Genomic DNA, 26,009 nt, shown 5'->3' with positions numbered 1-26,009 from the left:
GGCGTCGTTTCTAGTTGAAACCCTGGCCCAGCGTGAACTGGAAGGACCACCCTCGATCTCCATCGTCACTCGAAGATAACGGCACAAATTCGTCGAAATTATACCCGTATGCTAATTCCACCATTCCCAGAATGGGCAGGAACAGACGAACCCCGAATCCTGCCGACCGGAAAAGGCTTGCCGGATTGTAAGTGCTAAAACCGTTCCACGTATTTGCGGCGTCGGCAAACAGGTAGGGTGCGGCGGAGAGCTGCGGGGACTGAACCGCAAGCCAGCGCAACTCCGAAGTGTACTTGTTCAGAATCCGACCACCCACAGGATCTCCACTTCTCCGCGGGCCGATCGCCGAAATGGGATAGCCTCGCATGTAGATCACGTCCTTCCCGAAAAACGTACCGCTGAAGCCCGAAGTCTCAAACGGCGAGCCACCCACAACGAAGCGCTCAAACTCGACTTCGTCACCCGTAAGCGATCCGATAAAGCCATAGTCGGTCGAAATGCCGAGCGTCAGCTTGTTGCCGATGGGCACGTTCCACCCGGTCTGGAAACGCCATTTGTGGTACTGAATCAGATCGCCGATCGGCGGAGCAAGCTCGAACGAGAACAACATCCTCGATCCTGCCGTCGGAAATATTGGATGGTTCGTCGAATTCCGAATCAGCGCCTGCCGGAACGTCACCTCGTTGCTGACTCCTGCCTGGAGTGTGCTGATCCAGTTGTCGTTATTGAAGTACTGATAACCGACGCTCGTCGAAGTGCTGAACTTGTCGTCCGGCCAACTCAGGCGCTGCTCATAGAATGTCCGCGCCGACACCGTCTGCAAACGGCCAGTAGAAACAGAGCTGGAAATGATCGGGTTGCGACCGATCTTTGAATACGAGAGCGCAACTCCCATCTGTCGGGGCCGGCCCTTAAACCATGGCTCCGTGAAGGAGAGCGAATACTGCTGGTAGTAGCTCCCGTTAGTCTGAACGCCCACGGACAGCTTCTGGCCGTCTCCTGCGGGAAGCGGTCGCCACGCTTTTCCGTTGAAGAGATTCTGCGCCGAGAAATTGTTGAACGTGAATCGCAGCTGCAGAACGAGACCAAAACGACCCCACGTTCCCGAAAGTTCAAGCTGGTCGCTTCCCGTTTCATCCAATGAATACGCCAGATCAACCTCCTTCTTCGCATCGTCAATCTCGACACGCGGTCCCGGTGCCAGCGACTCCTGCGTGAAGTAGTTCAGCTGCAGCAGACGACGAACGGACTCCTGGATCATGTCACGGCTGAAGCGCTGCCCCGGAATCGTCAGCAGTTCCCGGCGAACCACGTGTTCCTTCGTCTTCGTGTTGCCACTGATATCTATGTTGCCAAAGCTGTATATGTCGCCCTCCGTGATCTCCATCACGACGTCGAGAGAGTCGCTTCCGACCGCCCGGACAACAGGATTGACATTGAACCGCATGTATCCCTGATTCATGTAGAGGCTCGACACGTCGGAACTACGCTTGTTTCCAAACAGGTTCGCCTCCAGGCTTTTGCCGTTGAAGCGGTTGCCCGCCGACAGGCCCAGCGCCGCCTCAAGCTGCTCGTCTCTGTAGACCGTGTTGCCCTCCCACTTGATATCGCGAATGAAATAGGGATTTCCCTCTTCCACCGTGATCGCGACGACCAGACCCGGATCCGAATCCACGTCCGTCATATACACGGAATCTGATACGATTCTGGCGTCATAGAAACCCCTCTCCCGGTAGAAGTCCAGAACCTTCTGCTGATCCTCCTCGAACTTCTTCCGGTCGAACTTCGCGCCGCGCCAGAAGCGCCAGCGGCTGTCCGACTTGGTGTCCATGTTCTTCCGAACCCTGCGATCGGAGAAATACTCGTTGCCGTGCACCTGGATATCCTGGACCTTCACCTTCGGGCCCCGGTCGATGTCGAACCGGAGATCGACTGTGTCATCCTCTTTTTCAGTGCGATTAACCGTCGTCTTCACGAGCGGGTGTCCCTTTTCGACGAAGAACTCCTTGATGATCAGCTCGGCATTCTCGATAGCTTCGGGCCGCACCGGGCTCCGCCTGATGAGCGGCACCTTCTTCCGTAGCTCCTTCGCATGCTTCTTCTTGATCCCTTCGAAGCTGTACTCACCGAGTTTCGGTTCTTCCTGTACTCGAATCGCAATAAAGACGCCGTCTCCCACCCGGCGGTCTTCCAGAACTTCGACGTCCGAAAACATGCCAAGGCGGTAGATGGATCGAATGGCATCGCCTATTGCAGGGTCACCCGGAACGGTCAGTTCCTGGCCTTCGACCAGACCGCTGGTCTGGCGAACGAATGTGCGGGTGTAGTCGCTCTCCGCGCCCTCAACGCTGACGCCCAGGACGCGAACCCGCACCGGCTCGACAAATGGGTTGTTCGCCTCTTGCGCGAGAGTCGGAGCGACCAGGAGGAGGCACCATGACAATGCCAGGCAGAAAGAACGCATTGGCAAGCGGATTGGCGATTCGTTGCGCAAAGACATGAGGTGTGGATTGGGCGTAAGAGAAGTGAACGATGTGGAGTGCAAGACGTTTCGCGGAGTCTGGGACCGCATTTTGCTCCGGGCACGTCCGGCTTGAAACGCACGGTGGCGCGGATTATTGCGCAGCTTGATCAGCCGTCGTCTTTGGTTCGAACCGGGGAAACGCGCCCAAAACGTCGTTCACGGTCATGAAAGTTCCGGATTGCAGCGTAGAGATGTTCTCGTCGAAAGTCGGGCCAGTAAGTGGGGGTCACGTACAGTTCGGAATAGGCCAGCTGCCATAGCAGAAAATTCGATATCCGGAGCTCACCGCCCGTACGAACCAGCAGGTCGGGATCTGGCATTTCGGCCGTGGTCAACTCCGCGGTGAACATCGCCTCGTCGATACTGTCCGGCTGCAATTGTCCGGCCGCTACCTCGCGTGCGATGTTCCGTGCGGCTTCGACAATTTCCCACCTGCCGCTGTAAGATATGGCCAGCGTGAGCACCAGACCGTCATTAGACGATGTGATCTCGATCGCGTCAGTCAATTCCCGTCTGGCTGATGCCGGTAGCGAACTCAGGTTGCCAATGGCGTTCAGCTGGACGTTGTTTTCGAGGAGTTCGGCTACTTCACGCCGCGTTGTCTGCACCAGCAGCCGCATGAGGGCATCGACTTCGGTTCGGGGTCGCTGCCAGTTCTCGGTGCTGAAGGTGTACAGGGTCAGGTATCCTATTCCGAGTTCACCGCAAGCCCTGACCGTGTCGCGAACCGCCTCCACGCCAGCCCGGTGCCCAAAAACCCGTGGCTTTCCGCGATCCGCTGCCCAACGGCCGTTGCCATCCATAATGACAGCAACGTGTTTCGGGATGGGCCCGGCCGACTTGAGCTTTTCCTGCACCTCACGGTCGGCAGGTGTGGGTCCGCGGCTTGACGATTCGGATTTCGCTGGCTTCAAAGGTGTCGCGACGAAAGGCTGTGTTGATTCCGACCCCGACCGCGGAGCCGTCCAGCAGAAACTACGTCTGACAAGCGGCGGTGAATTCCGCGTGACGGGGAATTAACGAGTTCTTCCGCCCGGTCAAAGGCGCATGATATCGTTGAAGATCAGAAACGCCATGAAGGCCAGCAGCACCAGCATCCCAATCTGCTGCGTAATCATTCGAAACCGGACCGAAGGTTCCTTGCGCACTATTCCCTCATAGAGAAGGAACAGCAAGTGCCCGCCGTCGAGAGCCGGTATCGGGAGGATGTTGACGATTGCGAGTGTGATCGAAAGCATGGCCACGATGCGCCAGAAGTATCCACCTTCCGCTGCACGCTTCGTCTCGCGGGCAATCGCGACCGGCCCGCCCATCGTTTCACGGAAATTGTCTCGCCCGCTGACGACGCGAGTCAGGCTCGTGAGAATTGCTCGTGTCGTGACCCAGGTCTCTCGCCCGCCGGCAACGATGGCGGCGCCGAGTGAATAGTTTCGCGTGGTGAATCCAAGCTCGTGCTGTAGAAGCTGCCCATCGGGTGAACCAATCCCAATTCCGAAGTAATCCGAACCGTCAAAAGACACTTGCTTGGCCGTAATACGACCCTGAAAGAGAGCCACTCCTCCGTCGTGACGCTCCAGTGATGTTCCGGCCGGAAGTTCGCCACCACGATCGTAAAGGGAGTCAGGTCGCTCCCATCTGATCAACATCTCCTTCCCTTCGGATGTCTTGATCTGGTTGGTCAGCTGGTTCCAGAATCCGATCTGGAGGCTGTCCAGCTGCACGATCCGATCGCCTCGCTGCAATCCAACGGACCCGGCCGGCGAATCCTTTGCGACACGTCCGATGATGCTGGGATTAAAGGATATTCCGAAATTCCCATCTGTTCGATTCAGCCTCGTCATGATGTCGGGAGGCCCCTCGAACGTTACTTCCTGGCCGGCCCGTTCAACGGTTATCGTAAGACGGTCGGCCGTCAGCGCATCGAGCGAGATAATGTCGTCGGCACGATCCAGCAGTTCACCGTTCACAGCGGCGACCCGATCTCCGGTACGGAGACCTATATCGTGCATGAGCGAACCGTCCTCGATATACACGGCGTCCACGTTCTCTGCCGGGATGTAGGTCTCCCCGGACGAATATCGGATCGAGATGTAGACAAGGGTCGCGAGCAGCACGTTGAATACAACGCCGGCCGTGATCACAACAATGCGCTGCCACACCGGCTTGTACCGGAACTCCCACGGCTGCGGCTCGGAGGCGATGAAATCTGTATCCATGCTCTCGTCTACCATACCGGAGATCTTGACGTAGCCTCCGAGAGGTGTCAGGCCCACGACGTACTCGGTCTCTCCAATCTGCTTCTTCAGCACGTTGGGTGGAAAGCCAACGGAAAACCGGTCGACACGCATTCCGAACAGCTTGGCAAACAAAAAGTGGCCCATCTCATGAACAAACACGAGGATCATGATGGCCAGAAGCACCCAGCCGACGTACGAGAGCATTTCCAGGGCGAATTCCATTAGGCGAATACAGAGTCAGGGAAGAGGGCGAAGAAGTGGGTGGGCGAGAACGACGGTGCACGTGCCCGCGTTCAATGAATGGTTGGTCGATTGAGTTCCACCACGAGCGCACGCGCGGCAGCATCGATCTCCATCAGTTTCTCAAGGTCGGGTATCTCTGACGAAGCCAGCTGTTCCAGCGCGTCGGCGATGGCAACACTTATATCGGTAAATCTGATCTTCCCCTTTAGAAACTGGTCCACGGCGGCTTCGTTGGCGGCATTCAGAACCGCAGGCGCCGATCCCCCCGTCGCCAGCGCGTCGTACGCGAGACCCAGGCACGGAAATTTATCCAGCGCAGGAAGCCGGAAATCAAGTCGTGCCAACGCATTCCAATCGATACGCTCATGAGGCGCCGGCCACCGCTCGGGATAAGTGAGCGCGTATTGAATAGGCACTTTCATATCAGGTACACCGATCTGGGCCTTCGTCGAGCCATCTACAAATTCCACCATCGAATGAATGATCGACTGCGGGTGGACAAGCACGCGGATTCGATCGCCGCCAATTCCGAACAGCCAGTGAGCCTCGATGACTTCAAGCCCTTTGTTCATCATGGTCGCCGAGTCAATCGAGATTTTGGGACCCATCGACCAGTTCGGGTGTGCAAGAGCCTCTTTCGGAGTCGCTTCAGCGAGCGTCGACGCAGGCCGATCGAGAAACGGACCGCCGGATGCCGTCAGGATCAACTCGTCCACATCCTCAACCGACTCCCCGACAAGACACTGAAAAATCGCCGAATGCTCACTGTCTACCGGAACGATGAGGGCATTCGACCTCCTGGCATGGAACCGCACGATTTCTCCGGCAACAACAAGCGTTTCCTTGTTCGCAAGAGCAATCGTCTTTCCCGCCCTTACGGCTTCAAGCACCGAACCCAGCCCTGCTGAACCCACGATGGCGGCCATCACGACATCCACGGAATCCAGCGTAGCCGCATATGCGAGATGATCTGAACCCGCATGGACCATAATACCAGTACCCGCAAGCGCATCACGCACCTGCGGATAGCGTGACTCACGCGTGATAACCACGCATTCCGGTCGGAACTCCAGAGCCTGCTCGATCAGCGCCTCGGCGCTGTTTCTGGCCGCCAGAGCTCGGACCGAAAACCTCTCAGGAAACAGTCGGACGATATCGAGTGTCTGACGACCAATCGATCCGGTTGACCCGAGAATGCTGACGCCACGTGGTCGCGCCGACTTTGAAGGTGTTTGGGAACCAGGCATCATGCGGGCGAGGAGTGGCGCAGAGTACGCAGCCAGAATTGACTGAAACTTACGATCGTCTGTCTCAATATTAAACTCATGGCCCCCACAAGCGGATACACGAAAGCCCGGATCACCTTCCGCACCGCGGCCGTCGTCGCGGGACTCGTGTTCGTACTCGGTTCCGGCGCCACATCGGTCTTCGCTCAGCAGGCAGACAGCACGTCCGTCGCCCGATTCCAGCTCGCCGAATCGTTTCTTCGCGCCGGCCAGTTCGATCGCGCTATTGGACTGCTCGAGCAGTTGTACGCGGATTGGCCCGAGACTTTCGTCTTCTACAGTCGACTGAAACAAGCCTACGAATCGACGAAGATGTACGAGGATGCGATCCGGATCATCAATGATCAGATCGCGCGGGAGCCCCTTCCCGTGACGCATCTGGCGGATCGCGGAAGACTGCGCTCGCTGCAGGGAGACGAGTCGGGAGCTCTGAGTGACTTTCGTGCGGCGATTGAGCTGGCTCCCGACCGCACCGCTTCCTACGTCGCGGTCTACCAGGTCCTCGTCCAGCTTCGCCTCTTCGAGTATGCAGTCGAGATTCTCGAAAGTGGTCGCAAGCGAACAGGCGACGATTCGGCGTTTCGCCGGGAGCTCGGTTACGTGCAGGGCCTCCTTGGGAAGCACGATCTTGCCATGACGGAGTACGTGGGCCTCCTCGCAGACGACAATCGACAGCTCGGCGTAGTTCGGAGTCGCCTGACTTCGACTGGCCTTTCGGAAGGCGTACTTGAGCAGAGTATTCCGATTGCCGAGAAAGCCGTACGATCCAGCCCGTTGAATCGTGCATATCGTGAGTTGCTCGCCTGGCTCTACGAGGAGAATGGAGACTACGGAAGCGCACTTGATGTAAACCGGGCGATCGATCGACTCGAATCGGAACAGGGCCGCGTACTGTTCGGATTCGCGTCCCGCGCGCTCAACGCCAACGCGTTCGAGGCGGCACGCGACGCATACGACATCATACTGCAGCGCTACCCGGAGTCGATCATGGCGCCCGAGGCTGCCAGAGGCATCGGGCAACTGCACGTCGAATGGGCGGAGTCGATCGGCGAGCGCGCCGTAAACTCCGATGGAGTGCGTATGCAGGCCAGTCACTACGATGCGGCCATGAAAGCGTACACCAGCTTCGTGGAAGCACATCCAAACCACGGACTCTATCCGTTCGTGATGCTCGATATGGCGCGGATTCTACAGACCGTGTTCTTCAGACTTGGCGAAGCCCACGCAATGTATACCGACCTCGTCAGGCGCTTTCCGACTCATCCGGCGACCAATGAGGCGCGTTTCGAAATGGGCCAGATTGATGTGACTCGCGACCGATTGGATGAAGCGCGTCTTGTGTTTCAACGGCTTGAGGACGAGCTCAGAATTGGAGAGCAGGCCCAGCAAGCGCGGTTCCAGGTCGCTCTCATCCATTTCTACCGGGGAGAATTCGAGGCCGCCAACGCACTTGTCGAAGCTATGGAGGAAAACACCTCTACCGAGGTCGCGAATGATGCCATCGAAATGAAGCTCCTGCTCTTCGAGAACAAGGGTCCGGATTCACTTCAGACGCCACTGCGGCGGTTCGCGGAGGCGAAACTGAGACTCCGTCAAAGACGGTTGGACGAGGCCGCCGAATTGCTCCGTCTGTTGAAGGCCGACTCCGGGATGCATCCACTTAACGACGACGCAGATTTCCTCAACGCAGAAATACAGATCGAGCGAGGTGACTACGAAAAGGCCGCAGCCCTACTGGGGGAGATTCCGCTCATCTATCCAACCAGTTACCTGGCCGACCGAAGTCTGTTCGAGGCCGCCCGACTATTCGAAGAGCATCTTGGCGACGCAGATCGCGCGCTCAGTCTGTATTCTCGGCTTCTGACGGAATACCCGGGCTCGTTACTTGTCAGCAATGCTCGCAGCCGCATTCGCGAACTACGCGGAGACGGCGTGTAGATTTGCCTGTACACCCACACAGTTCACCAGATTCAAACGTCATGTCCAAGATAGCCTGCCTCCTGATGCTGCTGCTGGTGATCAGTAGTACGACCCCGGCAAGCAGCCAGGACATTGTCATCCCGATGGGTGCCGGTCAGTCCGACCATCTCAAGGCATACGGCGTGGCATACTGGGTGCTCGATCGTGGTATCGACGTGGACTGGCTATTGAACTACATGGGCGGCTCATTCCTGGTAGCTGCAACGCCTGAGATCGAGAACGAATTGCGAGTCCGTGGTGTCGATTTCAACAGATCGACGGCGGCGGCGTCAGCCGAATTGATGGCAGAGATCGAAGACCCCGACCGAAATACGGCCGTCGTCAGACTGGAGAAGCCACCGCGCATCGCGGTCTATGCTCCACAGCAGACACTGCCGTGGGACGATGCCGTATTGCTGGCCCTCACCTACGCGGAAGTGCCGTACGACATGATCTACGACGACGATATTCTGGATGGTAAGCTTGCGGAATACGACTGGTTGCATCTTCACCACGAGGACTTCACCGGACAGTACGGGAAATTCTACACCTACAGAACATTCCCCTGGTATATCGAGCAGCAACGACAGGCCGAAGAGACGGCGCGTCGCAGGGGCTATCGCAAGGTGAGCCAGTTGAAACTGGCCGTGGCCGAAACGATTCGCGACTATGTAGGACAGGGCGGCTTTCTGTTTGCCATGTGCTCGGGCACCGACACCTTTGATATCGCCATGGCGGCACACGGAATCGACATCGTGCCGGCTGAATACGACGGTGATCCCATCGATGCCGATGCACTTTCGAGGCTGGATTTTAAACATACATTCGCGTTCCACGAGTTTCGCCCGAGCTTCAACGCCAACGAGTACGAACACTCGAACATCGATACCGGCCCACCGCCGCCGCCGCTTCGCAATCCGGCGCTCGATTTCTTTACGCTGTTCGAGTTCAGCGCAAAGTGGGATCCGGTTCCGACCATGCTCACACAGAATCACGTGGCCACGGTGAAAGGCTTCGTGGGACAGACGACGGCGTTTCGAAAGTCAACGGTCAAACCCGGCGTGACGATTCTCGCAGAGGCACCCGGGCGAAACGAAGTGCGTTATCTCCACGGCAGTTTTGGACAGGGGACGTTCACGTACTACGCCGGGCACGATCCAGAGGACTATCAGCATTTCGTTGGAGATCCTCCCACTGATCTCAATCTGCACAAGAATTCGCCGGGCTATCGTCTCATTCTAAACAACATCCTTTTTCCCGCCGCCAAGAAGAAGAAGCAGAAGACCTGATGCGTTGTCCGCACCTCCGGCCACGCGCGGCATGAACCCCGGTCATCGTATATTGTCGTCCCACTTGCTCGCTTCGGTACCGGTCCATAAACAACCGGTCGTCTTGATGAAGGAGCATTTCCCGTGACACCAGAGACAAGGATCGATCGTGAAGACAGTCGCTGCTTCTCGAAGCGTGATGAGCGAAATCGTTTTGCCGAACGACACCAACACGCTCGGAAACCTGATGGGTGGCCGCTTGCTCCACTTGATGGATATTTGCGCGGCCATCTCGGCGCAGCGCCACACAAATCGTGTGTGCGTAACTGCTGCCGTTGATAACGTGGAGTTCCATTCGCCCATCCGGCTCGGAGAAATTGTGACGCTTGAAAGCCAGGTTAACCGAGCGTTTAGAACGTCGATGGAAGTCGAGATCAACGTATGGGCAGAGAATCCGCGTACGCAGGAAAAGCGGGCCTCGAACCGTGCGTACTACACATTTGTTGCCGTGGATGAAGATCTGCACGCTGTTGCGGCGCCACCCATCGTAGCCGAGACGGACGAAGAGCGCGAAGCATTCGACGAGGCAGCGCGACGACGGGAATTGAGACTGATTCTGGCAGGCCGTCTGGACATGAAAGATGCGAAGTACCTGGATGACCGGACACCCTTCTCCAAACTCAAGAGCTAAACCGCCGCCCCAACCCACAGGTGGCTACAAGATGTCGAAGATTGCCAAGATTTTCGTGATGGCATGCACGGCCCTACTACTGGTTATACCCGCAACGGCCCAGACCATGAGCGCGCCCGATGAGCTAGCTGTGGCACCGGACTACGATCAGCATGAGCCTGAAGGTCGAGTCGGTATCGGCGGCCAGGTTGGCGATCCCAGCGGAATCACTGTCAAAGTATATCGGCGTAACATTGAGCGCGACGGTATTCTCAAAGCTGCGAAAGCGTACAGCTTTCTGGTCGCCTGGGACCTCGATGACTTCTTCTATGTCAATGCCCACGCCTTGCACGAACACGCGCTCGAAGACTCACCTCTGAACTACTATCTCGGTCCCGGCTTGATCGTGGGCTTCAAAGAAAGTGGCTCGAACAATGCGGAAGTTGTGGCGGGCATCAGTGGCGATTTCGGAGTGAACTTCTTCACCGAGAGGTTCGAGGTTTTTCTCGGATTGACGCCATGGTTCCGGGTCTTTCCTGACCCGGGCTTGCATCTCAGCGGCGGCATTGGCCTGCGTTTCTACCCGTAACCGATATACGCCGGATGCTCTTCAACCGAACACTCATTACCGGGGCAAACGGCATGCTCGGCCAGTCGCTTGTTCGACTGCTGAGTCGCTATCCCGAGTATGACGTCCTCGCCACGGGCAGAGACGAGACCGCACGTTTCCACGGAGGATCCGGTGGATATGTGCCGATGGATATCTGCGATTACGACGCCGTCCGTGCCGTGTTTTCGGACTTTACGCCCGGCGTTGTGATTAACTGCGCGGCAATGACTGCGGTAGACGCGTGCGAGGAAAACAGGGAGGCCTGCTGGCGGGCGAATGTCGATGCTGTGGAACACCTGGCGAAGTGTTGCCTGGCTGGAGGCTCGCGACTGATTCAGATTTCCACGGACTTTATTTTCGACGGAGAAAGCGGACCGTATCGGGAAACCGATCGCCCGAATCCTGTGAACTTCTACGGAAAGTCCAAACTTGCGGCAGAGAACGTCGTGCGCGGGGCCGGGCTCGATCGATGGGCGATTGTCAGGACAGTCCTCGTCTACGGTACAGGTGAAAACCTTGGCCGACACAACATTGCTCTGTGGGTGGCTGGCAAGTTGTCGTCAGGAGAGACAATTCGGGTTGTGACAGATCAGCATCGTACTCCAACGTTTGTCGACGACCTCGCCAACGGAGTGGAGCGTGTAGTGCGATTCGGGAAGTCCGGCGTGTTTCATGTTTCGGGGCGTGAGATGATGTCGATCTACGACTTCGCCACAGGCGTTGCGGATGTCTTCGGTCTTGATGCCGCGCTCATCGAGCGAGCGGACAGCCGGTCGTTTACGCAGCCTGCTCCACGTCCACCGAAAACAGGCTTTATCATCCTCAAGGCAGAAACCGAACTCGGCTACAAACCGCGCACTGTACTGGAGGCGCTCACAACGTTGCGAAAGCAGGTAGATTCCTCGGTTGCGACAGAGAAATAAGTGGCGTCAGCTGCGCCCCGATACGCGGTCGAGCCAACGACGGATCGATCACTGTCACAGGTTGCAGTACATAGTCTTATACCTTTTATTTAATACTACTTATCAGCTATAAGGTCCTGTTCATGCTCGATCTCAATGCGGTTCGAGAGCATCCTGACATCGCGAAATCAGCCATCCGTGACAAGGGACACGGTGACATGAAGATCGTCGACGACCTGCTCGAAGCCGATGCCCGACGACGTGAGGAACTCAGTGCCCTCCAGAAGCTGCAGGCGCGGTCAAACGAGGTGTCGCGGGAGATCGGGACCCACATGCGCGATGGGCGCAAGGAAGAGGCACAGCGCCTGATAGCAGAAACGGCCGAACTGAAGAAGCAGGTGCAGGAGCTGGAGGAGTCGTCTCGAGCGACGGAAGCACTTGTCGAATCTCTCATGCTGGAGCTTCCAAACGTCCCCCATGCGTCGGTGCCCAGAGGCACCTCGGCCGACGAAAACCAGGTGCTGTCGGAGCAGGGAGTCAAACCGACCTTCGATTTCAAACCCCGGATGCACTGGGATCTGGCCGCTGCACTGGAGATCGTTGATTTCGAGCGGGGATCGAAGGTCGCGGGCGCCGGATTTCCTTTCTACGTCGGCGCAGGGGCACGATTGCAGCGCGCTCTGGTATCGTTCTTCCTAGACCTTGCCGTGTCCGAAGGCGGCTATCGAGAAATTCAGCCTCCTCTCGTAGTAAACGCGGCATCCGCGACCGGTACAGGACAGCTTCCCGACAAGGAAGACATGATGTACGAAATCGTTCGTGACGAACTCTACCTCATTCCGACTTCAGAGATACCCGTTACGAACTTCCTGCGCGACGAGATCGTCGCGGAAGCCGATCTGCCCATCAAGTTTTGTGCGTACTCGGCCTGCTTTCGACGAGAGGCCGGCTCGTACGGCAAGCACGTCCGCGGACTCAATCGACTGCACCAGTTCGATAAGGTCGAGCTCGTCCAGTTTACTCACCCCGACCGCAGCTACGATGCGCTCGAGGCGATGACGTCGGATGCGGAGAGAGCGATTGAACGGCTTGGGCTGCCCTTCCGGCGACTCCTGATGTGCACGGGTGACATGGGATTCAGCCAGGCCAAGAAATACGACCTGGAGATCTGGAGTGCAGGTCAGGAGCGATGGCTCGAGGTCTCGTCGATTTCAAATCTTGAAGCCTTCCAGGCCCGACGAACGCGGACGCGATATCGGCCCGCGGGTGAGAAAAAGGTGGACTTCGTCCACACACTGAATGGGAGCGCCCTCGCACTTCCGCGCACCGTTGCCGCCATCCTGGAGAACAATCAACGTTCCGACGGCACCATCGACGTGCCGCCCGTTCTTCAACCCTACTTCGGCGGATCGTTAATCGACTGAACCGCTGGTGCACAAGTATTTGCAGGGCCTGGCCCTCTCCAGGGATCAGGCCCTCTCCTGTGTTCAGGAGACCCGGATTCCCCCTGGCCGCCTGACGTGCCATTTAAATCGATGGCGCCGCCCGTCGATCCCTCCCACTAGCCCAACCACTATCCCTGTTCCAGCGCCGGCCGCGATCAGGCTCGATCCTGAACGCGACCACTCGTCATGGCGGCGGTCGTCTGGTGATGTCGGGGGCACACCATCAAGTCGATCGAATCGCTCATATGTCGAGAAAAACGACGTACGCTCCGACCGGTACGGCCACCACAGCCTCATCCGGCTCCCTATCGCTCGCCCCTTATTCGGGATCGTGGACCAGGGTGCAGGCACGACACCTCGTCGCACGCACAGGATTCGGCGCACTGAAGCGTGACGTCGACCGCGCGCTCAACGACGGCAGCGTTGGCGCCGCTGTCGATCGACTCGTCAACGAAGCAATCGCATCTCCCCTGCCCGAAGCTCCGTCGTGGTACGCATCGGGCTCCAACACCGGCGTCAATGAGATCTATGATCTGCAGAAGTCGTGGTTCAACGACATGCGGACCATCGGCCTCATCGAAAAGATGACTTTGCTCTGGCACAACCATCTGCCGACACAATGGAGTATCAATCAGAACAAGACGTCGCTGTCGGTCGGACACATTATGTACGACTACTACAAGCTGCTTCGCCAGAACGCAGTCGGTAACTACCGTGAACTGGTTCGGCGGACCGGCCTCAACGCATCGATGCATCTGTACCTGGATGGCTATCTCAACAGGGTCGGACAGGCCAACGAAAACTTTGCGCGCGAGCTGCTCGAGCTCTTCACGATGAGCCAGTATGGACCGTCAGGCGAACTGAACTATTCCGAGGAAGACATCAAGGAGATCGCCCGTGCGCTTACCGGATGGGCGGTGACACAGAACCGGACGACCTCGTTCGACCCGTCATTGCACGACGGCGGGGCCAAGACATTTTTCGGCCGCACCGGAGCGTTCAAGTACGACGACGTCATCGACATCATATTCGAGGAGCGGACGCCCGCCATCGCCCACTACATCGCGAGAAAACTGTACACGTTCTTTGTACACGCGATTCCCGACGACACCGTTGTGGCCGATATCGCGTCCGAGCTCATTGCAGCGGACTTCGAAGTCGCGCCCGTATTGCGCAAGGTGTTGAAGAGCGAGCACTTTTATCGTGCGACGGTTATCGGAGCTCGGATTAAGAGTCCGGTTGAATTTGTCCTCGGATTTCTTCGCGAAGTGGAAGTGGTGCCGACCCAGGCGCTATGGGAGGAACTGCGAGAAGTGCTTAGCGCGATCAACCTCGGACAGGAGCTTCTCAATCCGCCGAACGTGGCGGGCTGGCCCGGACTGAACCCGCCGGATGCAAGCGGCAACCCCGGACATCACACCTGGCTGACGACCAGCACCCTGCCGGACCGCTGGACCGTCGCCAGCGACGTCCTGTACCAGCGGAATGGTGCAAGCTATGATCCATTCGAGCTCGTTTCCAAGGTTTCCGACCCCTCTGACCCGTACCGGATCGCCATCGATCTCGCGACAGTTCTGATCCCGCTTCCATTGTCGGAAACGGGAATTCGCGAGGTTTCGGAGCCGTTTGCAGGCGACCCTTCGCTGCTGCCGGGCTACGTGGTGAACGCACCCGCGCACGAGCAAAACCTCGTCAAGCTGCTGTTGGACAGCACGCCGTATCACGAGTGGCCGATCATCATCGACGATAGCAACCCACGGGTCGAGGAAGCACGCAGCCTGCTTCGTGCCTATCTCGGTTATCTGATTGCATTGCCTGCCTATCAGCTCACCTAGTCCTGACCGGAGTCATTCAGACACTTTCAACATGACGAAACGTGAAAGAGATATTTTGCGGCAAGGCGGCCATCGTCACGGCGCCTGCCTGCACCACGGCCATGCGCACGAACAGGATCATGCGGCCTGGTCAAGGCGCGACTTCCTGACGCGGATGGGCCTCGCGGCTGCAGGTACCGTCCTGACCGTCGGGAACCACACCGTCCGTGCATTCGGACAGTCACGACTGCTCGGCGCACTGCAGCAGTCAGGATCAGATCGGATTCTGATTCTGATCCAGATGAATGGCGGCAACGACGGCCTCAACATGGTCGTGCCCGTCGAGAATGACATCTACTACAACAACCGTCCGACGATCGCCATCCCAAAGAGCTCGGCCGTCCTGCTCGACAACGAAACGGGACTGCACCCGGCGATGAGTCCGCTTGAGAATCTGTGGATGGATGGTCGGATGGCAGTGGTTCACAACGTTGGATACGAGAATCAAACGCGCAGCCACTTTGAGGGCACGGTAAACTGGTCAACCGGTCGCGATCAGGGGGCACCCGAGAGCACGGGTTGGCTTGCACGCTATCTGATCAACGAGAATCCGAACTTCTTTTCGAATCCACTGGACTATCCGCTGGCGGTTCGCGTCGGCGGGCCGGCGACGCTATTCCAGAGTAGCTCGGGCAACCTGGCGGTTACGTTTAGTGACGCGAGTGATCTCGACAGATTTGTGGAGCAAGGTGGCTTCTACGACACGGAGAATGTGCCGGCTACCCTCTACGGCGACGAGCTTGCATACATCCGCAGCGTGACGAACGCTTCGTTCCGCTATGTCGAGTCTGTGCAAAATGCTACCCAGGCCGGCAGCAACCTCTCCGGCTATCCGGACAGCGGACTCTCCTCGTCGCTGGCCGTCATCGCACGGATGCTTCGTGGCGGACTTCCGACCAATCTCTACACCGTATCCAGGGGTGGGTTCGACACCCATTCCAACCAGGGCGGACCGCAGGGTGGGCATGCGTCACTACTCGGTGACATTGCTCAGTCCGTGGCCGCTTTCATGGCTGACCTCGAGCAGGATGGGCTCGACCAACGTGTCGTCGTCATGACGTTCTCTGAGTTCGGGCGCACGCTTCGCGAGAACGGCTCCGGTGGTACGGACCACGGCGCCGGCGCGCCTATGATGCTCTTCGGGGCGGGTCTAGCCGGTGGTCTCTACGGCACCCAGTCCGACCTCCTCGACCTCTATGGTGGCGACCCCAGGTATACAACCGACTATCGGGCCGTGTACTCCACCCTCATGCAGGACTGGCTGGGGCTGGAGGGCGACGTTGTCGACACCGTACTGGGCGGCACGTTTTCACGCCTCGATTTCGTGGAGAACCGAGCCTCGGTTGGAGTCGACGACCCCGTGGTTCCCCGATCGTTCGAGCTGCACCAGAACTACCCGAACCCGTTCAATCCAAGCACCCAGATTCGTTTCGATCTGCCGGCCAGCGCTCACGTCAGGCTGACGGTCTACGACATCGAAGGACGTCGCGTGACGACGCTCATTGATCGAACCGTCGCGTCCGGGAGTCATGCGATCGACTTCCATGCCGACGCACTTCCTTCCGGCACGTATCTCTACCAGCTGCAGACAGGCTCAAGCGTGCTGAATCGGAAGATGATCCTTGCGAAGTAACCCACCCTCACCACCACCGATGGCCACGACAACCATGTCACGAAACATCTTTGCAATCTCGCTCCCCATGGCCCGGCTCGTCGCCTGGGCGATGGTCGCCCCCGCACTCATGTTCGCCTCGTGCGACTTCATCGGAGGTGGCAGCGAGGAGGCCCGTGTCAACTCTAAAATGCACCCCGTCGAGATTGACGGGCAGTGGGGCTTTGTGTCAAGCGAGGGTCGGATTGCTGTTGTCCCGGCCTACGACGGCGCAGACGATTTCTCAGAGGGGCGGGCTGCCGTTCAGGTCGGACTCGACTGGGGATATATCGACGAGGGCGGCAACGTAGCCGTGGCGCCCCAGTATCGCATTGCCGGTCGCTTCTCGGAGGGCCTGGCCGCCGTACGCGGATCTGACCTCGCGGCCCAGTACGGCTTCATTGACATTTTCGGTAACGAAGTCATTCCGGCTCAGTTTGATCTGGCCAAACCGTTCTCCGAGGGCTACGCGGCGGTGCGCGTGAGCGGGCAGTGGGGCTTCGTTTCAACAAACGGCACAATGGTCGTGCCGCCCACCTACGCGGACGCGCGATCCTTCTCTGACGGAATGGCCGCCGTCGAGGGCGTGGACGGCTGGATCTATATCAATACCACCGGTGCTGTCACGATCGATCCGTCGTTCGCCATCGAATTCGCCGGCGACTTCTCGGAAGGTCTCGCCGCGTTTGCGACATCCAATGGATGGGGTTATCTGGATCGCAATGGTTCACCCGCAATCTCGCCACAGTACGAATCGGCGGCGCAGTTCTCCGATGGACTGGCGGCAGTTCGAGGCGAACTTGTCGGATATATCGATAAGGCCGGCCGTACGGTCATCCCCATGCAGTTCCGTGAAGCGCGGCCGTTCTCGGAGGGTTATGCGGCCGTGAGATTCAACAACAGGTGGACCTATATCGGTCAAAAGAGCGGCACCATTGCAATCGACCGTGAATTCTACAGAGCCGAGGACTTCGAAGGAGGCGTTGCGCGCGTGTTCACCGGCAACTCCGAGTCCGAGAATGTCGGCTACATCGACAAACTCGGTTCATACGTCTGGTATCCCACCAATTGACAGATCCCAACCCACGATGAAAATGTCTACACGAAATCCGGATCGCATTCTGAAATTGCTGATGGTGGGCGTGCTCCTGTCGTCGGCGACGCTATTGAACGGATGCGACATGATACCCGGAATCGGCGATTCCGACGACGACGTGGTATCGTTCTACCCCGTGCTACTCGACGGAGAGTGGGGGTTCATCAACTCCAACGGACGAATGGTGATCGAGCCGGACTTCCGGTCAGCCGGTTCCTTTTCGGAGGGACTTGCTCCCGTCCGGTCCTCATCCCGATTCGGTTACATTGACCGCACAGGAGAGTACGCCATCGAGCCCAGGTTCGAATACGCAGAACCGTTCTCGGACGGTGTGGCGGCCGTTCGAATCGATGGACGATGGGGCTATATCGACAAGAACGGCAGCGTCGTAATCAACCCCACCTTCGTGAACGCGGGGCCTTTCTCTGACGATCGGGCGTTCGTTCGCACAGCAGAATATGATTGGGAGTACATCGACTCCGACGGCGAGATAGTGCGCACGTCCGAGACGCCTCGTCTGGACAATCACGAGTACACCACGTTCTCGGAGGGGGTCGCGCTGTATGAGGGATCGGATGACAGCTACGGGTTCATCGACCGCGACGGGAATCCGGTGATACCGGCTCAGTACGCATCGGCGCGTGCATTCTCGGAAGGCAAGGCTGCGATCAAGATCAGCGATCGATGGGGCTTCATCGACCGCCAGAAAAAGACGGTCATCAGTCCGAAGTACATCAGTGCGGGCAGCTTCGGAAATAAGCTCGCGCCGGTAAGAGACGGAGGAAACTCCTGGGGTTACGTAGATGCAACAGGCACGATGGTTATCCAACCCTCGTACGAGGATGCAAGGTCATTCAACGACGGGGTAGCCGCCGTGATGATGAATCAGAAATGGGGCTACATCGACCGCGACGGTAATCAGTTGGTCGCTACGGAGTTCGACGAGGTCTCTGACTTCGAGAACGGCATGGGACGCGTGGTGCGTCTCGTCGGCGAGCGGACCACGTTCGGCTACGTAGATGCCCACGGCAAATACGTGTGGTTCCCGACTGACTGATCTACCGATCGAGGAGAAATCGTCATAATTCTGTGACATCTGGGGCCGAGTGATCCCGTATTCTTTATGGCATGTTGCACTCGACCCCACAACTGGATCGAAGAGCGTTCCTGAGCCGGCTCGCTGGCGCCGACAGCAGGATGAGCGCTCAGCCACTGTCGATCGAGGCAGGCCTCGAACCAAGCGACGCCGTCCTTGACGAAAGAATGGCGGCGCACCTGTTGCGACGCACCGGATTCGGCGCGGCACCGGACAGGGTGTCCGAACTCGTCGGACTACAGGCGTCTGCAGCGGCAGCGGCGATCGTCGACGACGCCTATTCACTTGCCTTGCCTGATCCACCGTTCTGGGCAGACATGGCTCCACCGAACGGCGATCCGAATACCCCCGAGTTCCAGACCTACATCACCGACAACAATCAGTGGCTGGTCGACTACCGGTACGACTGGTTCGAGCGGATGTACTATTACGGCTTGCGGGAGCGCCTGACACTCTTCTGGCACGATCACTTCGTAACCTCGACGGGCGCCTACTTCCTCGCCCCGTTCGCGTACCGTTACCTGACACTCCTGCGTACGCATGCCCTCGGCAACTTCAAGGACCTCGTCTACGAAGTGGGCATCGACCCGGCTATGCTGCTGTACCTGAATGGAACACAAAACGAAATCGGCACGGCCAATGAAAACTACGCGCGCGAACTGCTCGAACTCTTTACGATGGGGCAAGTGGACGCGCAGGGGATCCCGAACTACACGGAGTCTGATATCCAGGAGATTGCCCGCGCCTTGACAGGCTGGAAGGTCAACTTCTTCTCGCTGCAGTCGTCGTTTTTCGCCTTCTATCACGATGGCGATCCGAAGACGTTCATGCAGCGGACGGGATCGTGGGCATACGCAGACGTGGTCGACATCATATTCGAGGAACGCGCTCAGGCTATCGCAGAATTCATATGCGCCAAACTCTATTCTGAGTTCGTTTATGCCGTTCCCGACCCGGTGATCGTTGCCGGACTCGCTGAGATTCTTGTTCAGAGTGATTTCGAACTGAAGCCCGTCGTGGAGACGCTGCTACAGAGCGCACACTTCTTCGATAACGCCGTAGCAGGTGCTAAAATCAAAAGCCCGGCGGAGCTCGTCACGGGAATGCTGATCGAATCCCATGCCCCCCTCCCATCGGGTGTGTTCTCCATCGCGGGCCGACTCTCCTTCTTCCTGGAGCAAGTGGTTTTGAATCCACCCAATGTGGCGGGGTGGCCTGGACATCACGCGTGGGTTTCGACCACGACACTGCCGATCCGTTGGCTCACGCCAGACTTCCTGCTGACCAACGGCACGGGGACCGATCTGATGGACATGATTCCGCTTGCATCACTTCTTGTGGATCCAGGCGATCCCCACGCTGCGTTCCGCCTGCCCGTCGCACTCGCACGCCACGTGCTGGCCGTGCCAATCGACGAGCTGGACTTCCCACTAATAGACGGCGACTTCGCCGGCGACCTCGTCACCTATCCCATCCCGGATGAATTCCTGAACGGTCCCCCGTATGTACTTGATCTTGCAAAGGTATTCCTCGGAGGCCTCCCCTGGCACGACTGGAATCTGTACGAGGCAGGCGCCAACATCAAGATCTATCTATACCTCAGATTCCTTTTCCAGCTACCTGACTATCAGCTCATCTAGATGTATGGTTTGGAGATCGGGTCATGAGTGAAGCAACGAACAAACAGACTGGACGTGAGGGAAGCTGCCTTTCGCATGGTGATGCGCATGCAGGCGACCACAGCACATGGTCGCGTCGATCGTTCCTCTCGACGATGGGCATGACGGTCGGGGGCACAGTGGCCATGGGCGGCCTTCCAATTTCAACGTACGGGAAGAGCCCCCTGCTTCGGGCGCTCGGGGCCGTCGAGACCGATCGCATCCTGGTTCTGATCCAGTTGAACGGCGGCAATGACGGGTTGAATACGGTCATTCCGGTCGAGAATGATATCTACTACGCGAATCGACCTGGTATCGCGATCGCGAAATCGCAGGCGACGCTACTCTCTCCGGAAGTCGGACTCCATCCATCACTGAGCGGGCTCAAGTCGCACATGGACGAGGGTCGCCTCGCCGTCGTGCAGGGTGTAGGCTATCCCGAACCCAATCTTTCTCATTTCAGGTCGACGGACATCTGGGTATCGGCCAGCGACTCGGATGTTGTGCAGAATACCGGTTGGATGGGTCGTTACCTCGATGCGGATTTCCCTGACTTTGGCGAGCAGCCTCCCGAGTATCCACTCGCCGTGCAGGTGGGCGGACTGTCAAGCATGATCTTCCAGGGGCCTTCCGCCAACATGGGTATGAGTCTGGCCAGTGTCCAGTTGTTCTCGCAGATTGCGGAGACAGGTCTGGTGTACGACGTCACGAATCTGCCGAATACCGCGTACGGAAATGAGATGGAGTTTGTGCGTTCCGTCGCCAACGACTCGTTCCTTTACGCATCTGCGGTTCAGGACGCAGCGAGCAACAGCGGAGCGCCATACGAATACCCGTCTCCGAATCCGCTGGCGGACAGCCTCGCGGTCATCGCACAGCTTATCAAGGGGAATCTGGGTTCGCGCATCTACGTGGCGTCGCTTGGCAGCTTCGACACGCATGCCGGTCAGCCTGGACCACATGCCACTCTGTTGCGCTACATCTCGGAGGCCCTTACTGCCTTCTACGCGGATCTCGAAATCGCGGGCATGAATGAGCGCGTGATGGCCATGACGTTCTCGGAGTTCGGACGCAGAGTGAACCAGAACGGATCAGGCGGAACTGATCATGGAACGGCGGCACCTCTGTTTGTTCTCGGGGGTGGCGTATCGGGAGGACTGCTGGGCGCTCAGCCCGACCTGACGGACCTTGATCTGACCGGCAACATGAAATTCGAGGAGGACTTCCGAAGCATCTACTCAACCGTCCTCACAGACTGGTTCGGCCTGCCGGAAACGGCCACTGAACAGGTACTTGGCGGCTCGTTTGATCGGCTTGATTTTGTCGCAGACCCGGCCGTGCCGACGAGCACTGTGCCTGAGGCGGTCCCGGAAGCATTTGCGTTGCGACCGGCCTATCCCAATCCATTCAGCGCCACGACCACCCTCTCGTACACACTCGCGCGACCCTCGCATGTCGACCTGTCGATCTTTGACGTACAGGGGCGGATGATTCAACGCGTGGTTGATCGGCAGCAGACTGCCGGATCGTACAGTATGCCGTTCGATGCCGGAAGGCTCCCCAGCGGCACCTACGTGTACCGCCTGACCACCGACCACGGTAGCGTGGCGGGCAAGATGGCTGTCGTCAAATAGGGATAATCGCGACGTGGAAGTCGTGTTCACGGCCGGGACGTACGATGTGGCAAAGGGCACTTCCCAGGGTACCGGAAACCCTGACGCGTGCGACGCATTATCTCTCCTGAATGTGAATGTGAGGCAAGCGTTCGAAGAACCATGATCGTGCGCAGAAAAAGATTGATCTTCAGACTGGCGCCGGCAATGATTGTCCCGCTTCTGGTCCTGGCCGGAGGCTGCCAGATCAGCGGCCCGGACGACGATCCCGGGCTCGACGAACTGGAAACCAGAATTCTCGCGTTGATAGGCGACGCACCAGCTCAGGAAGCGAGTTCATGCCGTGCGATCGCCTTCGGATCGAAACCCTGCGGCGGTCCCTGGACGTACCTCATCTACTCGACGGAATTCACCGACGACGCGGAGCTGACCGATCTCGTTGAAGAGTACAATCAGGTTCAGGCACGCGTCAATCGAGAGAAAGGAACCATGTCAGACTGTATGTTCGTCACTCCGCCCGACATTTCGCATCAAGGCGGGTATTGCACACAGGCTGCCGAATCGCAGTAATTCGCTCTGCACTCTTGCCAGGCCAGGCCCAAGCGTCGGTCAGCGGTCCGTTTCCGGTGAGGTCGGTGCCTCAACAACGGCGCCATCACCACCGGACAAGACGTTCGACCCCGGAAATTGTCTGACGTGGCCGATGGCAACCGGTCGCCCTTGCCCGTGTGCTACGGGTGACGACTCGTGGATTACGTAGTCCGAGTTCGGCAGAGTATCGTTGTGAAGCCGCGAGGCCGTTGCCGCCTCACGCATCGAGTCGTCCGCGTTAACTCGCAGCTCTCTGAACGTGTTGAGAATCCTCAATTCGAACAAATCGAATGCGTGTTGGAAAGCAGTTCGGTCTCGCTCATAGGCGTCGCCGCGCTCACCGGAACGAAGCAGTTGATCCATCTTTGAGGCCGACGCCGTCATCGCAAAGATGTACATCGCGACGTTCGCGAGACGAGCCTGATCGACCTGCCGTTGAATGACTTCTTCACGGTGCCACTTACTGACCAGCTTGAAGTAGTGCGTGTGTTCCCGCACGAGTCTCGAGATGCGCTCCGCGTACGAACTGAGCGAAGGATGCAATCCACGTACGGCCGGAGCCGGTGGCTTGAGCCCAAGGAACAGCTCGGCACCGAGCTTGATCGAGCGCCGAAGAAGAGTCGGCTTCAAGCCATTCTCGAGAATGCGATTGAGGTTTGCCGAGATCGACTCATCTGAGTTCCACCCCATCGCATCCTGAATCAACAGCATGTGCTCTGCCAGCTGCTTGCCGCCATACGCGAAGACGAACGACTGCATGACTTCGTTCGATCCCTCAACGATGCGGTGAATCCGGTTGTCGCGCCAGAGCCGCTCGAACTCGTTCTCAGTCATGTAGCCTTCGCCGCCCATGATCTGCATCGCGTCGTCGATGGTTTCCCACCCCATTTCCGAACAGAACACTTTGCAGATCGCCGTTTCCAACATGACATCCTGATCGCCGCGATCAAGAATCCCCGTCACGGCATAGAGCACGGCGTCCATGGCAAACGTCAGGGCCGACATGCGGGCGATCCGCTCCTGTACGAGTTCAAAGTCCGCGATTGGACGACCGAACTGGTACCGGGTCTGCGCCCACTTGGTCGCCTGGTCACGCGACCTCTTGGCCGCACCCGTAACGCCTGCCGATAGCGTGCATCGTCCGTAGTTGAGACACGTCAGCGCGACATTCAGTCCTTTGCCTTCTCGATGCAGCAGATTTTCCTTCGGCACGCGGACATTCGTAAATCGAATTCTTCCCTGCCAGGTACCCCGAATGCCAGTCTTGCTCCGGTTCTTCTCAAAGATGTCGACGCCCTCCATGTCCGGAGTACAGATAAGCGCCGTGACGGCCTCAGTCTCCTTGCCGGTCTTCGGATCGCGGATCAGCTGCTTTGCCGTTACCGTCAGCATTCCGCTCTTGTATGCGGACGTGCTCCATTTCTTTTCTCCGTTGAGCACGTAGTACTCACCGTCCTCGATCTTCTCGCAGCGGGTCTCCTGTCCAGCCGCATCCGATCCAACCTGAGGCTCGGAAAGACAGAACGCCGACAGGTATTCTCGCGCAACTTTGGGCAGAAATCTGTTCTTCTGATCCTCCGTTCCGAACAACATCAGCGCCTTGCAACCGATCGACTGGTGCGCAGATACCATCACCGCCGTCGAACCACAATAGCTCCCGATGCGCTCAAGCACCCGGTTGTAGCTCGATACGCCCAGACCCAGTCCTCCAAACTCTTCCGGGATGGTCATGCCCATGACACCCAGATCAAAGAGCCTCTCGATGGCCCAGTCCGGGATAAACTCCTCCTGGTCGATCTGCACTGCCGGGTGCTCGTCGCGCAGGTAACTTTCAAGTCGCTCGAGCAGCATGTCACATTTTGCACGCTCGTCGTGCGAGACATGCGGGTAGGGAAAGACAAGTTCGCTCCTGAATCGGCCCCAGAAGAGGTTCTTGACAAAGCCCATTTCGGAGGGCTCCGGACCGAGCATCACCTCGATGTCCTCGATCATCTTGCGGTCTCGCTCGGAGACCTTCTTCAGGTTACTGAAACTTGCAGTCGACATATAGAAAACTCCTTTACATTCGTTACGGCCGCGGCCTTATGTGGTCTGTCGGAATCGGCCCGTCGGTGCTCTCATGATATCACAACATACGCCGCGGCGAGGGTCGCTGGAAGCGCTTTTCCGCGCAATCTGTGACACTTGCGTGTCCTCACTGTTCCGGCCATAAATCACGGCACATTTCATTTCACACTAAACGAGACAAGACGCGGATCTTGTCTCCGCATCCGGTGTCTATCTTCGGCCAAACTCACCTCTCGATCCGTGTCCGCCACCAGATCATTTACCGATAAACTGCAGGGGTCCCAGGACGACACCCGCTCTCTGCTCTGTGTCGGCCTCGATCCTGATCCCGCGCGACTCCCCGACGTCCTTTCTGGCTCCATGTCGCTGCGCGATCGTGTCTTCACGTTTTGTTGTGACATTCTCGAAGCCACGCGCGACCACGCGTGCGCCTACAAGCTCAATTTCGCCTTTTTCGAGGCCCTGGGAGCTGACGGATGGAACGTCCTTGAGCGTCTGGTTTCAGTAATACCTGATTCAAAGATCAAAATCGCCGACGCCAAACGAGGCGATATCGGAAACACCGGCCGATTCTACGCAGAGTCTATTCTGCAGGCTCTCAACTTCGACGCATGCACGGTTTCGCCGTACATGGGCAGAAGCTCCGTCGAGCCGTTCCTGCAGTATCGGGGTAAAATGGCCTTTGTATTAGCCCGCACATCAAATCCCGATGCGCGGGAGATCCAGGAGTGGTCTCAGGCGGGTGTACCCCTGTACCGGCATGTTGCCCGGAGCGCGGTTTCGTGGGGACGTGATCTGGACGGCGAAGTCGGGCTGGTGGTCGGGGCTACCGACCCGGCCGGCCTCGCCCGCCTTCGGAATGATTGTCCCTCGACCTGCTTCCTCGTGCCTGGAATCGGTAGCCAGGGAGGAGATGTTTCTCGCGTTCTTGCAGCCGGTTTGACGGCCGACGGCCAGCTCATCATTAACAGCAGCCGTAGCATCCTGTATGCCGACTCGGGGGCCGATTACGCCGCGGCCGCTGAACGCGCCGCGCGTGACCTGCGAGATGAGATTGAACGAAACAGGCCGCCCAACGCGTGATTGCCACCGCTTCGCGTTATGCCCCGGCATGAAGTCGTGTCATAACAAAGGCGGGACGCCAATGGCCGGTTTCAGCATTCCCTCTCAGCATGCCTATGCTCGCTCGATCCTACGAGCAGACCGTAGTCGATTCCTC

Annotated in this window: 19 protein-coding genes; 14 read left to right on the top strand and 5 right to left on the bottom strand. The window is 58.1% G+C overall.

What is annotated here, in order from left to right; translation table 11 throughout:
- Positions 1 to 10: 10 nt before the first annotated feature.
- From bamA to HKN37_01100, 4 genes are all read right to left on the bottom strand, one after another.
- Positions 11 to 2,464, bottom strand: coding sequence for an outer membrane protein assembly factor BamA (gene bamA / locus HKN37_01115; protein NNE45239.1), 2,454 nt, complete (start codon positions 2,462 to 2,464; stop codon positions 11 to 13).
- A 167-nt stretch (positions 2,465 to 2,631) separates the two neighbouring features.
- Complete coding sequence (locus HKN37_01110; GenBank protein NNE45238.1) at positions 2,632 to 3,381, bottom strand: isoprenyl transferase; 750 nt, start codon at positions 3,379 to 3,381, stop codon at positions 2,632 to 2,634.
- Between the two features lie 180 nt (positions 3,382 to 3,561).
- Positions 3,562 to 4,983: an RIP metalloprotease RseP gene (gene rseP, locus HKN37_01105; protein NNE45237.1), complete on the bottom strand. Its 1,422-nt coding sequence runs from the start codon at positions 4,981 to 4,983 to the stop codon at positions 3,562 to 3,564.
- Between the two features lie 71 nt (positions 4,984 to 5,054).
- On the bottom strand, positions 5,055 to 6,254 hold the full coding sequence (locus HKN37_01100; GenBank protein NNE45236.1) for a 1-deoxy-D-xylulose-5-phosphate reductoisomerase: 1,200 nt from the start codon (positions 6,252 to 6,254) through the stop codon (positions 5,055 to 5,057).
- A gap of 75 nt (positions 6,255 to 6,329) precedes the next feature.
- On the opposite strand from HKN37_01100, the gene HKN37_01095 reads away from it, so the two are divergent.
- The 13 genes from HKN37_01095 to HKN37_01035 all read left to right on the top strand — a co-directional run bounded on the left by HKN37_01095 (position 6,330) and on the right by HKN37_01035 (position 22,702).
- Positions 6,330 to 8,228, top strand: a complete 1,899-nt coding sequence (locus HKN37_01095; GenBank protein ID NNE45235.1) for a tetratricopeptide repeat protein — start codon at positions 6,330 to 6,332, stop codon at positions 8,226 to 8,228.
- Between the two features lie 41 nt (positions 8,229 to 8,269).
- Positions 8,270 to 9,538 carry an asparagine synthetase B gene (locus HKN37_01090; GenBank protein NNE45234.1) on the top strand — a complete coding sequence of 423 codons (1,269 nt, stop codon included), beginning with the start codon at positions 8,270 to 8,272 and terminating at the stop codon, positions 9,536 to 9,538.
- A gap of 178 nt (positions 9,539 to 9,716) precedes the next feature.
- Entirely contained in the window at positions 9,717 to 10,208 is a 492-nt protein-coding gene (locus tag HKN37_01085; GenBank protein NNE45233.1) for an acyl-CoA thioesterase, read from the top strand.
- A gap of 31 nt (positions 10,209 to 10,239) precedes the next feature.
- Entirely contained in the window at positions 10,240 to 10,776 is a 537-nt protein-coding gene (locus HKN37_01080; GenBank protein ID NNE45232.1) for a hypothetical protein, read from the top strand.
- Between the two features lie 14 nt (positions 10,777 to 10,790).
- The gene (locus tag HKN37_01075) at positions 10,791 to 11,720 is read left to right on the top strand and encodes an SDR family oxidoreductase (GenBank protein ID NNE45231.1); all 930 of its coding nucleotides are present in this window, start codon (positions 10,791 to 10,793) and stop codon (positions 11,718 to 11,720) included.
- 122 nt (positions 11,721 to 11,842) lie between these two features.
- The gene (serS, locus tag HKN37_01070; GenBank protein ID NNE45230.1) at positions 11,843 to 13,123 is read left to right on the top strand and encodes a serine--tRNA ligase; all 1,281 of its coding nucleotides are present in this window, start codon (positions 11,843 to 11,845) and stop codon (positions 13,121 to 13,123) included.
- Positions 13,124 to 13,389: 266 nt separating this feature from the next.
- Entirely contained in the window at positions 13,390 to 14,979 is a 1,590-nt protein-coding gene (locus tag HKN37_01065) for a DUF1800 domain-containing protein (protein ID NNE45229.1), read from the top strand.
- Positions 14,980 to 15,010: 31 nt separating this feature from the next.
- Positions 15,011 to 16,651: a DUF1501 domain-containing protein gene (locus tag HKN37_01060; GenBank protein NNE45228.1), complete on the top strand. Its 1,641-nt coding sequence runs from the start codon at positions 15,011 to 15,013 to the stop codon at positions 16,649 to 16,651.
- Between the two features lie 34 nt (positions 16,652 to 16,685).
- Positions 16,686 to 17,741 (top strand): WG repeat-containing protein, encoded by a 1,056-nt coding sequence (locus HKN37_01055; protein NNE45227.1) that lies wholly within the window; start codon positions 16,686 to 16,688, stop codon positions 17,739 to 17,741.
- A gap of 16 nt (positions 17,742 to 17,757) precedes the next feature.
- Complete coding sequence (locus HKN37_01050) at positions 17,758 to 18,822, top strand: WG repeat-containing protein (GenBank protein NNE45226.1); 1,065 nt, start codon at positions 17,758 to 17,760, stop codon at positions 18,820 to 18,822.
- A 71-nt stretch (positions 18,823 to 18,893) separates the two neighbouring features.
- A complete protein-coding gene (locus HKN37_01045) occupies positions 18,894 to 20,501 on the top strand; it encodes a DUF1800 domain-containing protein (GenBank protein ID NNE45225.1) in 1,608 nt (535 codons plus the stop codon).
- Between the two features lie 23 nt (positions 20,502 to 20,524).
- Positions 20,525 to 22,153 carry a DUF1501 domain-containing protein gene (locus HKN37_01040; GenBank protein ID NNE45224.1) on the top strand — a complete coding sequence of 543 codons (1,629 nt, stop codon included), beginning with the start codon at positions 20,525 to 20,527 and terminating at the stop codon, positions 22,151 to 22,153.
- Between the two features lie 147 nt (positions 22,154 to 22,300).
- A complete protein-coding gene (locus HKN37_01035) occupies positions 22,301 to 22,702 on the top strand; it encodes a hypothetical protein (protein ID NNE45223.1) in 402 nt (133 codons plus the stop codon).
- Positions 22,703 to 22,741: 39 nt separating this feature from the next.
- Here the strand turns inward: HKN37_01035 and HKN37_01030 are convergent, their stop codons facing one another.
- The gene (locus HKN37_01030; GenBank protein ID NNE45222.1) at positions 22,742 to 24,769 is read right to left on the bottom strand and encodes an acyl-CoA dehydrogenase; all 2,028 of its coding nucleotides are present in this window, start codon (positions 24,767 to 24,769) and stop codon (positions 22,742 to 22,744) included.
- 261 nt (positions 24,770 to 25,030) lie between these two features.
- On the opposite strand from HKN37_01030, the gene pyrF reads away from it, so the two are divergent.
- Positions 25,031 to 25,873 carry an orotidine-5'-phosphate decarboxylase gene (gene pyrF, locus HKN37_01025; GenBank protein NNE45221.1) on the top strand — a complete coding sequence of 281 codons (843 nt, stop codon included), beginning with the start codon at positions 25,031 to 25,033 and terminating at the stop codon, positions 25,871 to 25,873.
- Positions 25,874 to 26,009 lie beyond the last annotated feature (136 nt).

The organism is Rhodothermales bacterium, assembly GCA_013002345.1.
Taxonomy (GTDB): domain Bacteria; phylum Bacteroidota; class Rhodothermia; order Rhodothermales; family JABDKH01; genus JABDKH01.
Note: the sequence above shows the minus strand (reverse complement) of the source record. Positions and strands in the feature narration are given on the sequence as shown.

Coding starts and splice junctions, on each gene's coding strand:
- bamA (NNE45239.1), bottom strand. CDS start 2,464: ATGCGTTCTTTCTGCCTGGCATTGTCATGGTGCCTCCTCCTGGTCGCT.
- rseP (NNE45237.1), bottom strand. CDS start 4,983: ATGGAATTCGCCCTGGAAATGCTCTCGTACGTCGGCTGGGTGCTTCTG.
- HKN37_01100 (NNE45236.1), bottom strand. CDS start 6,254: ATGATGCCTGGTTCCCAAACACCTTCAAAGTCGGCGCGACCACGTGGC.
- HKN37_01095 (NNE45235.1), top strand. CDS start 6,330: ATGGCCCCCACAAGCGGATACACGAAAGCCCGGATCACCTTCCGCACC.
- HKN37_01090 (NNE45234.1), top strand. CDS start 8,270: ATGTCCAAGATAGCCTGCCTCCTGATGCTGCTGCTGGTGATCAGTAGT.
- HKN37_01085 (NNE45233.1), top strand. CDS start 9,717: ATGAGCGAAATCGTTTTGCCGAACGACACCAACACGCTCGGAAACCTG.
- HKN37_01080 (NNE45232.1), top strand. CDS start 10,240: ATGTCGAAGATTGCCAAGATTTTCGTGATGGCATGCACGGCCCTACTA.
- HKN37_01075 (NNE45231.1), top strand. CDS start 10,791: ATGCTCTTCAACCGAACACTCATTACCGGGGCAAACGGCATGCTCGGC.
- serS (NNE45230.1), top strand. CDS start 11,843: ATGCTCGATCTCAATGCGGTTCGAGAGCATCCTGACATCGCGAAATCA.
- HKN37_01065 (NNE45229.1), top strand. CDS start 13,390: ATGTCGAGAAAAACGACGTACGCTCCGACCGGTACGGCCACCACAGCC.
- HKN37_01060 (NNE45228.1), top strand. CDS start 15,011: ATGACGAAACGTGAAAGAGATATTTTGCGGCAAGGCGGCCATCGTCAC.
- HKN37_01055 (NNE45227.1), top strand. CDS start 16,686: ATGTCACGAAACATCTTTGCAATCTCGCTCCCCATGGCCCGGCTCGTC.
- HKN37_01050 (NNE45226.1), top strand. CDS start 17,758: ATGAAAATGTCTACACGAAATCCGGATCGCATTCTGAAATTGCTGATG.
- HKN37_01045 (NNE45225.1), top strand. CDS start 18,894: ATGTTGCACTCGACCCCACAACTGGATCGAAGAGCGTTCCTGAGCCGG.
- HKN37_01040 (NNE45224.1), top strand. CDS start 20,525: ATGAGTGAAGCAACGAACAAACAGACTGGACGTGAGGGAAGCTGCCTT.
- HKN37_01030 (NNE45222.1), bottom strand. CDS start 24,769: ATGTCGACTGCAAGTTTCAGTAACCTGAAGAAGGTCTCCGAGCGAGAC.